General features: G+C 74.3%; 9 protein-coding genes and 2 pseudogenes. 7 read left to right on the top strand and 4 right to left on the bottom strand.

Annotated elements, in window-relative coordinates:
* Positions 1–8 precede the first annotated feature (8 nt).
* The 4 genes from MICAU_RS23075 to MICAU_RS23060 all read left to right on the top strand — a co-directional run bounded on the left by MICAU_RS23075 (position 9) and on the right by MICAU_RS23060 (position 4,856).
* Positions 9–434, top strand: a complete 426-nt coding sequence (locus MICAU_RS23075) for a DUF350 domain-containing protein (RefSeq protein ID WP_013287762.1) — start codon at positions 9–11, stop codon at positions 432–434.
* Between the two features lie 32 nt (positions 435–466).
* Complete coding sequence (locus MICAU_RS23070; RefSeq protein WP_013287761.1) at positions 467–1,159, top strand: helix-turn-helix transcriptional regulator; 693 nt, start codon at positions 467–469, stop codon at positions 1,157–1,159.
* Positions 1,160–1,256: 97 nt separating this feature from the next.
* Positions 1,257–1,622: a VOC family protein gene (locus tag MICAU_RS23065; protein ID WP_013287760.1), complete on the top strand. Its 366-nt coding sequence runs from the start codon at positions 1,257–1,259 to the stop codon at positions 1,620–1,622.
* Between the two features lie 207 nt (positions 1,623–1,829).
* Positions 1,830–4,856, top strand: coding sequence for a carbohydrate binding domain-containing protein (locus MICAU_RS23060; protein ID WP_013287759.1), 3,027 nt, complete (start codon positions 1,830–1,832; stop codon positions 4,854–4,856).
* A gap of 133 nt (positions 4,857–4,989) precedes the next feature.
* Here MICAU_RS23060 and MICAU_RS23055 read toward each other — a convergent pair whose 3' ends face one another.
* Positions 4,990–5,538 (bottom strand): hypothetical protein, encoded by a 549-nt coding sequence (locus MICAU_RS23055; protein ID WP_013287758.1) that lies wholly within the window; start codon positions 5,536–5,538, stop codon positions 4,990–4,992.
* A gap of 181 nt (positions 5,539–5,719) precedes the next feature.
* Here MICAU_RS23055 and MICAU_RS23050 point away from each other — a divergent pair, with 181 nt between their 5' ends.
* Entirely contained in the window at positions 5,720–6,613 is an 894-nt protein-coding gene (locus MICAU_RS23050) for a Vgb family protein (RefSeq protein WP_013287757.1), read from the top strand.
* Positions 6,614–6,679: 66 nt separating this feature from the next.
* Here MICAU_RS23050 and MICAU_RS23045 read toward each other — a convergent pair whose 3' ends face one another.
* The gene (locus MICAU_RS23045) at positions 6,680–7,561 is read right to left on the bottom strand and encodes a S66 peptidase family protein (protein WP_221488452.1); all 882 of its coding nucleotides are present in this window, start codon (positions 7,559–7,561) and stop codon (positions 6,680–6,682) included.
* 112 nt (positions 7,562–7,673) lie between these two features.
* On the opposite strand from MICAU_RS23045, the gene MICAU_RS23040 reads away from it, so the two are divergent.
* Together MICAU_RS23040 and MICAU_RS23035 are read left to right on the top strand one after the other, a co-directional pair.
* The gene (locus MICAU_RS23040; protein ID WP_013287755.1) at positions 7,674–8,441 is read left to right on the top strand and encodes a type 1 glutamine amidotransferase; all 768 of its coding nucleotides are present in this window, start codon (positions 7,674–7,676) and stop codon (positions 8,439–8,441) included.
* A gap of 2 nt (positions 8,442–8,443) precedes the next feature.
* Entirely contained in the window at positions 8,444–11,467 is a 3,024-nt protein-coding gene (locus tag MICAU_RS23035) for a bifunctional [glutamine synthetase] adenylyltransferase/[glutamine synthetase]-adenylyl-L-tyrosine phosphorylase (RefSeq protein ID WP_013287754.1), read from the top strand.
* A 185-nt stretch (positions 11,468–11,652) separates the two neighbouring features.
* On the opposite strand, the pseudogene MICAU_RS33700 reads toward MICAU_RS23035, so the two are convergent.
* Both MICAU_RS33700 and MICAU_RS33695 read right to left on the bottom strand, forming a co-directional pair.
* Positions 11,653–12,357: pseudogene (locus tag MICAU_RS33700) on the bottom strand (hypothetical protein); the annotation flags it as partial.
* Between the two features lie 150 nt (positions 12,358–12,507).
* Positions 12,508–13,416, bottom strand: a pseudogene (locus MICAU_RS33695) (hypothetical protein); the annotation flags it as partial.
* Positions 13,417–13,427 lie beyond the last annotated feature (11 nt).

Below are 13,427 nucleotides of genomic sequence, written 5' to 3'. Positions count from 1 at the left end.
AGGCGTTGGTGCTGGGAGATCTGCTCGACGGGGCGTGGCAGAGCATCGTGTTCGGGATGGTCGGGGTCGCCCTGATGGCCGCCGGATTCCTGCTCGTCGACCTGCTCACCCCGGGCAAGCTGCGGGAGCTGATCTGGGTGCGCCGCAACGGCAACGCCGCGCTGCTGCTCGCCGCCAACCAGCTCGGCATCGCCGGCATCGTCTTCACCGCCGTGCTGACCAGCTACAGCTCGTTCACCAAGGGGCTCGCGTCCACTGTGGTGTTCGGGCTGGTCGGCCTGCTGGTGATGGCGCTGGCGTTCCTGGTGCTGGACCTGCTCACCCCGGGCAAGCTGGGCGACGTCATCGCCGCCGACGAGCCGCACCCGGCGGCCCGGGTCAGCGCCGCCACCCACTTCGGCGCCGCGCTGATCGTCTGCGCCTGCATCGCCTGAGGGGTGTCGTACCCCCGGGTTAGCGTCCGGGGGTGAACCGCACCGACCGCCTCTACGCCCTGGTCGAGGAGCTGCGGGCGGTCTCGCCGCGCCCGCGCAGCGCGACCTGGCTGGCCCGCCGCTTCGAGGTGAGCACCCGCACCGTCGAGCGCGACATCTCCGCGTTGCAGGGCGCCGGGGTGCCGATCTGGGCCGAGCCGGGCCGCACCGGCGGCTACGTGGTCGACCGGGCGCGCACGTTGCCGCCGGTCAACCTGACAGCGGCCGAGGCGGTGGCGATGGCCGTCGCGCTGCACCGCCTCGGCGGCTCACCGTTCGCCCCGGCGGCCGGCGCCGCGCTGCGCAAGCTGGTCGCGGTGATGCCGCCCGCCGCGGTGGCCGAGGCGCACCGCCTCGCCGGCCGGGTGCACCTGGTCGGCGACGGGCCGGGCACACCCGTCCCGGCCGCCGTCGCCGACGCGGTCGCCGCCGGGCGGGTGCTGCGCCTGCGGTACGCCGACCGCGGCGGTGCCGATTCGGCGCGCGACGTGGAGCCGCTGGCCTACCTGGGCAACTCGGTGCACTGGTACCTGGTCGCCTGGTGCCGGCTGCGCGACGGTCTGCGCTGTTTCCGCACCGACCGGATCCTGTCGGTGCATCCGCTGGCCGAGCCGGTGACCCGGGAGTTGCGTCCCGGCGACCTCGACGTGCCGGTCGATCGGGTGCGTCCGCTCACCCTGGTCTGATCCGGGTGGAAACACCGACAGGACGCTGTCGTGGCCCGATACGAGGCTGAATCCTGACGACGCCGGCCGACCGCCGGCGCGAACCTCAGGAGGAAGCATGTCCAGCACGCCCGTGACCTGGTTCGAGATCGGCTCCGACCGCCCGGACGAGGCGCAGCGGTTCTACTCCGAGCTGTTCGGCTGGAGTTTCGACGAGCAGGGCGGCCCGGGCCTGTCGTACCGGCAGACGGCGGCCGGCGGTGAGCGGGGGATCGGCGGCGCGATCCGGGACACGGACACCGGCAATTACGCGATCTTCTACGCCGAGGTGACGGACGTGCCGGAGACCTGCCGCCGGGCGGAGGCGACCGGCGGCACCGTTCTGACGGCGCCGGTGACCACACCGACCGGTCTGGTGCGTGCCCTGTTGCGCGACCCGTCGGGCAACCTGCTCGGCGTGTTCACCCCGCCCGCCGAGGGCTGAGCGCCGCGCCCTTGCTCCCGGCCCGGCTGGTCGCCGACCGGGAGCAAGTCGTTGCGGGCCGTGCAATCCGTTACGCCCATGTCTACTGTGAACCACTGGTTTCGTGGAATCGAAGCTGGTAACTTCCTGGCACCACGCGTCGCAAGTTCTTGCAACGCCTTCATCCCCTTGCGCCCGTCGTGCGGGCGTGGGTGTCAGGAGAGCGCCATGAGGGGCACCACCACCAACCGCCGCCGGTGGGGAGCGCTCGCGCTCGCCGCCGGCGTGCTCGCCGCGCTGCTGCCGTTCACCGCCGCCGCGGCGGCGAACACCGTCACCGTCTACTACCAGCCACCGGCCGCCTGGGGCACGTCCGTCAACATCCACTACGGCGTGGACGGGCAGGCATGGACGCCGGTGCCCGGCGTGCCGATGGACACCGCCTGCGCCGGCTGGCGTCGCAAGACCGTCGACCTGGGCGCTGCCACCGGCGCCCAGGTCGTCTTCACCAACGGCAGCGGCGTCTGGGACAACAACAACGCTGCCAACTACCGCCTCGGCGCCGGCACCGTGACCGTCGCCGCCGGCCGGATCGGCACGGGCGACCCGTGCGCCACCCCGTCGCCGTCCGGCACCCCGACTCCGAGCCCGTCCGCCACTGTCGCGCCGAGCCCGACGCCGGGGAACACCGCCGAGGTCTGGTACCACCTCACGCCGCGTGGCTGGACCGCCGCGAACCTGCACTACCGGCCCGCCGGCGGCGCCTGGACCACCGCGCCGGGCGTGGCCATGGAGACGCGCTGCGCCGGCTGGGCCCGCCGGATCGTCGACCTCGGCACGGCCACCGGCCTGACCGCCGCGTTCAACAACACCGCCGGCGCCTGGGACAACAACGGCGGCGCGGACTACACCCTGGGCGCGGGGCGCAGCGTCGTCGACAACGGCCGGGTCACCGCCGCCGCCGCGGACCCGTGCGCGCCGGTCACCCCGGACACCACCCCGCCGTCCACGCCGGGCGGCCTCACCGCCGTCGCCGACGGTCTGGCGGTCACCCTGACCTGGACCGCCGCCACCGACGACCGGGGCGTCACCGGGTACGAGCTGACCCGCACCGGGGGAGCCGGCGGCACCACGGTCACCAGCGCCACCACCCGGCACGTCGCGTACGACCTGCGGCCCGGCACCGCGTACACCTGGACCGTGCGGGCCCTGGACGCGGCCGGCAACCGGTCGGCGGCGAGTGCGCCCGCCTCCGCGACCACCGGCGCCCCGCAGACCGGCGGCGCCCCGCTGGGCGGCGACCCGCGCGAGGACACCATCTACTTCGTGATGACCGCCCGGTTCGCCGACGGCGATCCCACGAACAACCGCGGCGGCAGCCAGCACGTCGCCTCCGGCAACGCGGCCAACGACGACCCGATGTTCCGGGGCGACTTCAAGGGGCTGGTCGACAAGCTCGACTACATCAAGGCGCTCGGCTTCTCAGCGCTCTGGATCACCCCGGTCGTGCTCAACCGGTCCGACTACGACTTCCACGGCTACCACGGCTGGGACTTCTACCGGGTGGACCCGCGGCTGGAGAGCGCGGGCGCCTCCTACCAGGACCTGATCAACGCCGCGCACGCCAAGGGCATCAAGATCTTCCAGGACGTGGTCTACAACCACAGCTCCCGGTGGGGCGCCAAGGGCCTGTTCACGCCCACCGTCTACGGCACCCGCGACGACCAGTGGAAGTGGTACTACGACCAGCCGCAGGCCGGCCGGGAGTACGACCCGATGGTCGAGGCGACCGGGAACGACCCGGCGCTCACCCCGGCGCAGAACGCCAAGGCCAAGGGCCGGCCCTACAACGGCGACGTGTGGTCGTCCGCCGCGCCGGCCGGCAACCAGTGCCTGAACTGGGGTACGCCGACCGGCGGGCGCAGCCCCGAGGGCTACACGCTCCACCAGTGCCAGTGGCCGGTCCCGACCAGCAAGCTCTTCCCCGCCGACAAGTACCACCAGTGCTGGATCGGCAACTGGGAGGGTGAGGACTCACGCAGTTGCTGGCTGCACGAGGACCTGGCCGACTTCAACACCGAGAACGCCGCCGTGCAGCAGTACCTGATCGACGCGTACAACCGGTTCATCGACATGGGTGTGGACGGCTTCCGGATCGACACCGCCGTGCACATCCCCCGGGTCACCTGGAACCGGCGTTTCCTGCCCGCCATCCAGCAGCACGCGGTCGCCCGGTTCGGCGAGAAGGGCAAGGACTTCTACGTCTTCGGCGAGGTGGCCGCGTTCGTCAACGACAAGTGGAACCGCGGCTCGGTCAACCACTCCGCGCAGTTCTTCACCTGGAAGGAGCGCAAGGAGTACAGCCCGGACGACGTCCGCGCCGCGATCGAGCAGTACGACCACGAGCAGCTGCTCGGCCCGAACGGGCAGCCGACCACCGACAACGCGTTCCTGCGCGGCAACACGTACCACGCGCCGGACCGCTCGCAGTTCTCCGGCATGAACGTCATCGACATGCGGATGCACATGAACTTCTCCGACGCCGGCAACGCGTTCGGCAACGGGAAGGACTCCGACGACAGCTACAACGACGCCACGTACAACGTGGTCTACGTCGACAGCCACGACTACGGGCCGAACAAGTCCTCCACCCGGTACACCGGCGGCACCGACGCCTGGGCGGAGAACATGAGCCTGATGTGGACGTTCCGCGGCATCCCGACGCTCTACTACGGTTCGGAGATCGAGTTCCGCAAGGGCGCCCGGATCGACTGCGGGCCGACCTGCCCGCTCGCCACCACCGGGCGGGCCTACTACGGCGACCACCTGGCCGGCAGCGTCACCGCGAGCGACTTCGGGGTGGTCGGCTCGGCCGGCGGGGCGGTGGCCACCACGCTCGCCCAGCCGCTGGTCAAGCACGTGCAGCGGCTCAACCTGATCCGGCGGGCAGTGCCGGCCCTGCAGAAGGGGCAGTACTCGACCGAGGGTGTGAGCGGCGCGATGGCGTACAAGCGGCGCTTCACCCAGGGCACGGTGGACAGCTTCGCGCTGGTCACCGTGTCCGGCGGCGCCACGTTCCGCGGGGTGCCGAACGGCCGGTACGTGGACGCGGTCACCGGCGACGTGAAGACGGTCACCGACGGCACGCTCACCGCCGCGGTCGGCGGCAAGGGCAACCTCCGGGTCTACGTGCTCGACCTGCCCGGCAACCCGGCGCCGGGCAAGATCGGCGCGGACGGGCCGTACCTGCGCTGACACGGGCGCGGCGGGGTGGCGGTGCGAGTGCACCACCACCCCGCCGCGGTCCGAGGGGATCAGGCGTGGGTGGCCCCGCCGGGCGCCGGCCAGGAGGAGGGAACGGCCGGTGAGGGGCGGCGGGGCCACCGCGTCACTTGCCGCCCTGGCCCTCCTGCTCGGCCTCGGCGCCCTGGTCGGCCTTGCCCTCCGGGCCGCCCTTGTCGCCACCCTTGCCGTGGTGGCCGGGCCTGCCGTCCGGGCCGCCCTTGCCCGGGCCCGGGAACACGCCCGCCTCGGCGGCCTTGAGCACCGCGTCGGCCTGCTCCTGGGTGAGCTTGCCGTCGGTGACGGCCTGGTCCAGCCGCTCCTTCAGCGCGGCCTGCCGGTCCTCGGTCGACGGCCGCTCCGGCCGCTCCGGGCGATCGCCCTGGCGCTGCTCGTGCAGCTTCTCCAGCGCCGTGGTGACCTTGTCGGTCGAGACGCCCAGCTCCTTGGCGAGCGCCTCGGCGAACTCGGCCTGCCGGTCGGCGTGCTTCTGGCGGCGGTCGTCACCCTGGTCGGTGGTGCTGCTGGCGCTCGAAGACGGGTTCGGGCTCTTGTCGTCGGCGAGCGCCACCGTCGGGGCGGCGATCCCGACGCCGAGCACGCCGGCGGCGGCCAGGCCGGCCAGCAGGTGCTTCTTCGACATCGTGCGGATCATGCGATTCTCCTGTTCGGTGGTGGTGCGATGACGTCACCGACAGTGGTCGCCGGAACTGAGGGCCACCCGTGGCGAACCTGTCAGCGAGCTGGCAATCCCGTCCGGAAGGCCCGAATTATTCGTGTTGCCGGGGTGCCGGAGCGCCCGCGAGGCTAGGCGAAACCCGACGAAAGGCCACTCGATGACACAGCCCGCCATCCGCGAGATCCCGCTCACCGGGCCGGGCTCCGGGCCGTACTCGATCACGGTGGGGCCCGACGGCGCGCTCTGGCTGGCGCTGGCCGGCTCCGGCGGCGTCGCCCGGCTCGGCCTCGACGGTGAGGTACGGACCTACCGCGACGACCCGCCCGGCAGCCGCCCGCTGATCATCGTCGGCGGCCCCGACGGCGCGCTCTGGTACACCCGCTCGGGCGACGACCGGCTCGGCCGGATCACAGTCGACGGCGAGACCGGCTCGGTGGCGCTGCCGCCCGGCTGCGGCCCCTGCGGGCTGGTGGTCGGTGCGGACGGCGCGCTCTGGTACGCCGGCATGAGCGACGACACGATCGGCCGGGTGAGCGTCGACGGGGAGGTGACGTCCTTCCCGCTGCCGGTGACCAAGGGTTTCCCGTCGATGCTGGCGGCCGGCCCGGACGACGCGCTCTGGCTCACGCTCAACCAGGCGAACGCGATCGCCCGGGTCGGCCTGGACGGGTCGGTGACTGTGCATCCGCTGCCCACCGAGGCGGCCGGGCCGGTCGGCATCACCCGGGGCGGTGACGGCGCGCTCTGGTTCGTCGAGATCGTCGCCGGGCAGATCGGCCGGATCACGCCGGACGGGCGGATCGACGAGTTCCCGCTGCCGGACCGGGCGGCGCGCCCGCACGCCATCGTCGCCGATCCGGCCGGTGGCTGCTGGTTCACCGAGTGGGGCGCCAACCGCATCGGCCACATCGACCCGGACGGCCACATCACCGCCCACACCCTGCCCACCCCGGCCTCGGAACCCCACGGCCTCACGGTCACCCCCGACGGCGCGGTCTGGGCCGCCTTGGAGATCGGCGCCGTGGCCCACCTCACGCCCTCGCCGCGTTGATCATGAGGTTGGCGGCAGTTGTGGATCTCTGAACTGCCGCCAACCTCATGATCGCCGGGGTGGGCCTCAGCCTTGGCGGACGGCGGCGGTCGCCGTCAGGGTGCCTGTGGTGGCGTCCAGGGTGGCGGGGGTACCCACCGGGACGGTGAGCTGGTTGGGGCCGTGGCCGATGGGCAGGCCGCCGAGGACCGGCACGCCCAGGTCGCCCAGGCGGTCGGTGAGCACGTCCACGACCGTGGTGTCCCAGCCGTCCGCGCACTCGGTGAACTGGCCGACAGCCACCCCGGCGATCCCGTCCAGCGCACCGCAGCGGCGCAGGTGGGTGAGCATCCGGTCGATCTTGTACGGCGGCTCCTGCACCTCCTCGACCAGCAGGATCGCCCCGGTCAGGTCGGGCATGTCCGGGGTGCCGATGGACGCGGTGATCAGGCACAGGTTGCCGCCGAGCAGCCGGCCCTCGGCCCGGCCGGGCACCCGCACCGGGAACGTCTCCTCCGCCTCGACCGCCGTCACCGTCACCGGCTCGGCGCTGGTCAGCGCGGCGTGCAGCGACTCCGCCGAGCGGATCGGCGTGCGCTCGTCCCGCCACGCGGCGCCCGGCCCGTGCACCCCGGCCAGGCGGGCGCCCCGCCAGAGCGCGAACTGCAACGCGGTGATGTCGGAGAACCCGGCCACCACCTTCGGATCCCGGCGTACCGCCGCCATGTCGATCAGGTCGACCACCCGCTGCGCGCCGTAGCCGCCCCGGGTGCAGATCACCCCGCGGATCTCCGGGTCGGCGAACGCCGCGTTCAGGTCCGCGGCCCGCAGCGCGTCGTCGCCGGCCAGGTAACCCCGCCTGGCGTACGCGTTCGGCGCGGGCACCGGCCGCAGCCCCCAGCCGGTGAGCAGCTCGATGCCGCGGGCCACCCGTTCGGGACGGGTCGGCCCGGACGGGGACACCAGCATCACCGCGTCGCCGGGACGCAGGGCCGGTGGGCGCAGGCAGTCGTCAGGCACGATCGGAGCCTAGGGCCTGCCGGACCGTGCCCTGTCGGGCGTACCGGTTAGCCTCGACGTCGTGGCGACCGCGCTGGTGATCGAAAACGACCCGACCGACGACCTCCGCCGCCTGGGGGAGTGGCTCAGCGAAGGGGGCCTTGAGCTGCGCGTGCTGCGTCCGCACGCCGGTGACCCGCTCCCCGGCGACCTGGAGGGGTACGCCGCGCTCGTGGTGCTCGGCGGCGACCAGCAGGCATACCCGGGGTCCGACGGCGGCCCCGGCGCGCCCTGGTTCCCGGCGCTGGAGGGGCTGCTGCGCAAGGCGGTCCGCGGGCGCGTGCCCACGCTCGCCGTCTGCCTCGGCGCGCAACTGCTGGCCACCGCGCACGCGGGCCGGGTCGAACGCAGCCCGTCCGGTCCGGAGGTCGGTCCGGCGCTCGTCGGGCGGCGCGACGCCGCCGAGGACGACCCCCTGTTCCGGTACGTGCCGCTGATGCCCGACGTCCTCCAGTGGCACGCCGACGAGATCACCGAGCTGCCGCACGGCGCGACGCTGCTCGCCGCGTCCACCCGCTACCCGCACCAGGCGTTCCGGCTCGGCGACCGGGCCTGGGGCCTGCAGTTCCACATCGAGTGCGACACCGCGATGATCGCCGAGTGGTCCCGCGACTCGGCCGTGCTGGCCGAGCTGGGCTACGACCCGGAGCTGGTGGTGGCGGCCTGCGACCGGGTGATGGCCGACGTCGAGGAGGCGTGGCAGCCGTTCGCGATCCGGTTCGCCGCGCTCGCGCTCGGCGAACTCGGCGACGACAACCCGCGCCGTAGCCTGCCGCTGCTCGGGGCCTGACGGTGACCCGGCCGGCCCGCGGGCGCCTGGCCCGCTACGGATTCGCCGAGGGCGACGGCGCCACCCGCGCCGCGGACCTGCTCGGCCCGGACGGGCTTGCCCTGTGGCGGCCCGACACCCAGGAACCCGCCGACGAACGCGCCGCCGAACTGCTCGCCGCGCTGTCCCGCGCCGCCGACCCGGACCTGGCCCTGCGTCAGCTGCACCGGCTGGTCGAGTCCGAGCGGCGCTCCGGCGACGAGGTGGCCGTACGCGACGCCCTGGCCGCCGACCCCGGGCTGCGCCGCCGGCTGATCGCGGTGCTCGGCGCCTCGTCCGCGCTCGGCGACCATCTGGTCGCCAACCCCGGGCAGTGGGCGGTGCTGGCGACCGAGCCGGACGGGCTCGCCCCCACCGCGGAAGGGCGGCTCGACCTCGGCGTCGCCGCCCGGCTCACCACCGTCACCGGCGCGGTCCCGCTGCTGCGGCAGGCGTACCGGCTCGCGCTGCTGCGGATCGCGGCGGCCGACCTGACCGGCGGGCGCGGCCTGGAGCAGACCATGGCGGCGCTGTCCGGGCTGGCCGACGCCACGCTGGCCGCCGCCTACGACATCGCCGCCGACGAGCTGCCGGAGGGCACGCCGCGCCCCCGGCTCGCAGTGGTGGCGATGGGCAAGTGCGGTGGCGACGAGCTGAACTACGTCTCCGACGTCGACGTCATCTTCGTCTCCGCCACCGACGACGACCTGCCCGCCGCGACCCAGATCGCCACCCGGCTGATCCAGATCTGCGGGCTGGTGGCGTGGCCGGTCGACGCGGCGCTGCGTCCCGAGGGCAACCGGGGGCCGCTGGTGCGCACGCTCGCCAGCCACCTCGCCTACTACAAGCGCTGGGCGCGCACCTGGGAGTTCCAGGCGCTGCTCAAGGCCCGCCCGGCCGCCGGAGACCTGGAACTCGCAAAGGAGTGGATCGACGCGCTGGCCCCGCTCGTGTGGACCGCCGCCGAGCGCCCCGAGGCGGTCGAGGACGTCCGGTCCATGCGCCGCAAGATCCTCGACAACGTGCCGCCGAAGGAGCTGGAACGCGAGATCAAGCGCGGCCCGGGCGGGCTGCGCGACATCGAGTTCGCCGTCCAGCTGCTCCAGCTCGTGCACGGCCGGGGCGACGAGTCGCTGCGGGTGCCCGGCACCGTGCCGGCGCTGCGCGCGCTCGTCGCCGGCGGCTACGTGGGCCGCGCCGACGGGGAGGCTCTCCTGCGCGGCTACCGCTTCCTGCGCGCCGTCGAGCACCGGCTCCAGCTCCAGGCCCTGCGCCGCACCCACACCGTGCCGACCGAACCGGCCGCGCTGCGCTGGCTCGCCGCCGCGCTCGGCTACGCGGCCACGCCGGGCCGCAGCGCCGTCGAGGAGTTCCGCGCCGAGTGGGTCACCCACGCCACCGAGGTACGCCGGCTGCACGCCAAACTGCTCTACCGGCCGCTGCTCGAATCCGTGGCCCGCGTACCGGCCGAAGGGCTGCGCCTCACGCCCGAGGCGGCCCGGCACCGGCTGGAGGTGCTCGGCTTCGCCGACCCGGCCGGCGCGCTGCGGCACCTCCAGGCGCTCACCGGCGGGGTCAGCCGGACCGCCGCCATCCAGCGCACGCTGCTGCCGGTGCTGCTCGACGAGTTCGCCGACGCCCCCGAACCGGACCGCGGACTGCTCAACTACCGGCAGGTCTCCGACAAGCTCGGCAGCACCCCCTGGTACCTGCGCCTGCTGCGCGACTCCGGCCCGGTGGCGCGCCGGCTGGCCCGGGTGCTGTCCTCGTCCCGGTACGCGGCCGACATGCTGGCCCGCGAACCGGAGGCGCTGCGGCTGCTCGCCGAGGACAGCGAACTGACCCCGCGTCCACGGGAGACGCTCGTCGACGGCTTCGCCGCCGCTGCCGCCCGCCACGACGACCCGGTCGAGGCGATCCGGGCGGTCCGCGCGCTGCGCCGCCGGGAACTGGTCCGGATCGCCGCCGCCGACGTGCTCAGCCGCGCCGGTTCGCTCGCCCCGCTCACCCCGCGCCCGGTCGGCGGCGGGGAACGCCGGCCCACAGTGGTGGACGTGACGGCTGTCGGCACCGCGCTGTCGCACGTCGCCGACGCCACGCTCGCCGCCGCGCTGCGCGCCGCCCGTACCGTCCACCCCGGACCGTCCGGCCTGCGCTTCGCGGTGATCGGCATGGGCCGGCTCGGCGGGTACGAGTCGAACTACCTCTCCGACGCCGACGTGCTGTTCGTCTACGACCCGCCGCCCGGGGTGGAGGAGAGCGCGGCGAGCGCAGCAGCGCACGCCGTCGCCGAGGAGTTGCGCCGGCTGCTGTCCGCGCCCGCCCCCGACCCGCCGCTGGGCGTCGACGCCGACCTGCGCCCCGAGGGCCGGCAGGGCCCGCTGGTCCGCAGCCTGGCCGCGTACGCGCAGTACTACGCGCGCTGGTCCCGGGTGTGGGAGGCGCAGGCACTGCTGCGCGCCCGGTTCGTCTGCGGCGACGCCGACCTGGGCGCCGAGTTCGAGGCCATGATCGAGCCGGTGCGCTATCCGGCCGAAGGGCTGAGCCGCGAGCAGGTGGTCGAGATCCGCCGGATCAAGGCGCGGGTGGAGACCGAGCGGCTGCCCCGGGGCGCCGACCCGGCCACCCACACCAAGCTGGGCCGGGGCGGGCTGGCCGACGTCGAGTGGGCGGTGCAGTTGCTGCAGCTCCGGTACGCCGGTCAGGTGCCCGCCCTGCGCGGCACCCGTACGCTCGACGCCCTCGCCGCCGCCCGCGACGCCGGGCTGCTCGACGCCTCCGACGCCGCCGAGCTGGCAGCCGGCTGGACGCTCGCCGCCGAGGTGCGCGACGCGCTGATGCTGGTACGCGGCCGGGCCGGTGACCAGTTGCCCCGGCACGGGGTGGAGCTGGCCGGTGTGGTGCGGCTGCTGGGGCGCGAGGACCAGGGCGAGTTCCTCGACGAGTACCTGCGCACCGGCCGCCACTCCCGCACAGTCGTCCAGCGAATCCTGGAGTCCCCCCTCTAGACCCGGGCCCGGATGCCGGCCCGGGTGCCGCGGCGTGCCGGGGCCTCGCTGACCGCCTTCGCTGCTCCTCTACCGAGGCTTGTCCCGACACGCGAGCCATGCGTTCCGCATCTCGGGAGCGCCGAGAGATCTTGGTAGCAAACGGCCCCTATGAGGGCCTTTTCGTACCAAGATCTCTAGCCGGGTCAGCTCGTGAGGGTGTAGGTGCCGGGTTGGGGGACCGTTACGGTGGTCCACTTACCGGCTCGGGTGACCGTGGCGCCGTTGGAGACGGTGAGCCAGCGGTCGTGGCGTACCCGGATCGGGATCGGGCCGGGGGCGAGGGCGCGGAACGTGATCGAAGCGCCGTCCTGGCTGATCAGCTCACCCGGCGCGCCGACGATCGGGGTGGGTTCGGCCACCGCGTACAGCTTCCAGTGCCGGTTCGACCAGACCTCGGTCAGGTACGGCTGGCCCAGCTCGACCAGCTTCGCCTCGGATCGCCCCACCCAGGAGAACTCGGCATCGGGCACTGCCACGTACTGCACCGCGTTGTCGGCCAGCCAGTCCCGGTAGGTAACGGAGGTCAGCGGAATGCCGGTGCCGTCCGCGCCGGGCACCGTGGTGAAGAACAGCGGGTTGCGGTCGATGTCGGCCTGGCGTAGCCAGCCCCGGGCCAGCGGCACCTCACCCATCCGGGCCGCCTCCCAGTAGTTGCGGGTCGGCGGCACCTCCACCCGTCCGGTGAGCCCGCGCCGGGCCAGTTCCGCGCGCAGCGGAGCGAAGTACGCCGGGTCGGCCGTCGGATCGTCGGCGCTGCGCAGGTCGGCGGTGACCACCGGCGGCTGCCACCAGCAGACGACGGCGAGCAGGGCGGCCAGCCCGGCCACTCCGACAGCCCGGCGGGACCGACCCTGGCCGAGCCGGCCAATGCCATGCGCGTCGCTGTCGGGACGGCCCGCACCGAGTCGGCCCGCGCCGAGACGGCCCGCGCCGAGTCGGCCGCCGAGTCGACCGCCGAGTCGGCCGCCGAGGCGGCTCGCGGTGAACCATGCGGGGGGCGTCGCCGCGGCGGCCAGCAGCGGCAGCGCGAACATCACCACCAGGCGGGTGGCGTTCAGCCCGACCGGTGTGTGCAGCAGCGCCGACGCCAGCACCCCGGCCGCGGACAGCAGCGCGCCCACCCGCACCGGCCGGTACGCCACGAGAGCCGCCACGACCAGGCTCGTCACCACGGCGTGCACGGTGTCGGCCGTGCTGATGTTCATCCAGCCGCCCTCGCCGAACAGCAGCCCGGTCACCGCCAGCGGCACCGCGGCCGGTACGGCGAGCAGCAGGCCGTCGGCGTACCGGCGGGACAGCAGCAGCGCGACGCCGGCGAGCCCGACGAACAGCCCGGCCACCGGGCTGGCCGCCGATGCGAGCAGCGCGGCGGCACCGGCGGCGACGGCCGCCCAGACGTTCCGGCCGCCACCGGCAGCGCCGGGACCGGCCGGCCCGGCAGCGACACCATCGGCACCGGCGGCGACGAGCCGGGCTCGGCGGGCGGGGACCGTGAGCGCGAGCAGCGCGGCCAGGCCGAACGCGACGCCGAGGGCGTACGTGACCCGGCCGGACACCAGGTTGCCGGCGATCGTCACCACGCCGACCAGGCTGCCGAGCAGCGGGCGGGGCACCCGGGTCCGTACCAGCAGGGCGGCGAACGCGGTGGCGGAGGCGAGCAGGGCGAGCGCGCCGGTGACGCGTACCCCGAGCAGTGCCATCAGCGGCGGTGAGACGAGGCTGTAGCCCCACGGGTGCACGCCGCCGTACCAGCGCAGGTCGACCAGGGCGGCCCCGTGGTCGGCGAAGAACCCGGCGCGGGCGACCTGCGCGGACAGGTCGGAGCCGGTGGCCGGCAGCGTGAGGTAGAGCACGGCGAGGACGAGCGCCGACACGGCGGAGACCGCCACCACCCGACCGCCCCGCATGCCCACCTCCT

It is taken from the genome of Micromonospora aurantiaca ATCC 27029 (genome assembly GCF_000145235.1).
GTDB lineage: Bacteria > Actinomycetota > Actinomycetes > Mycobacteriales > Micromonosporaceae > Micromonospora > Micromonospora aurantiaca.
The sequence above is the reverse complement of the archived record's forward strand: the minus strand, read 5'-3'. Positions and strand labels throughout refer to the sequence as shown.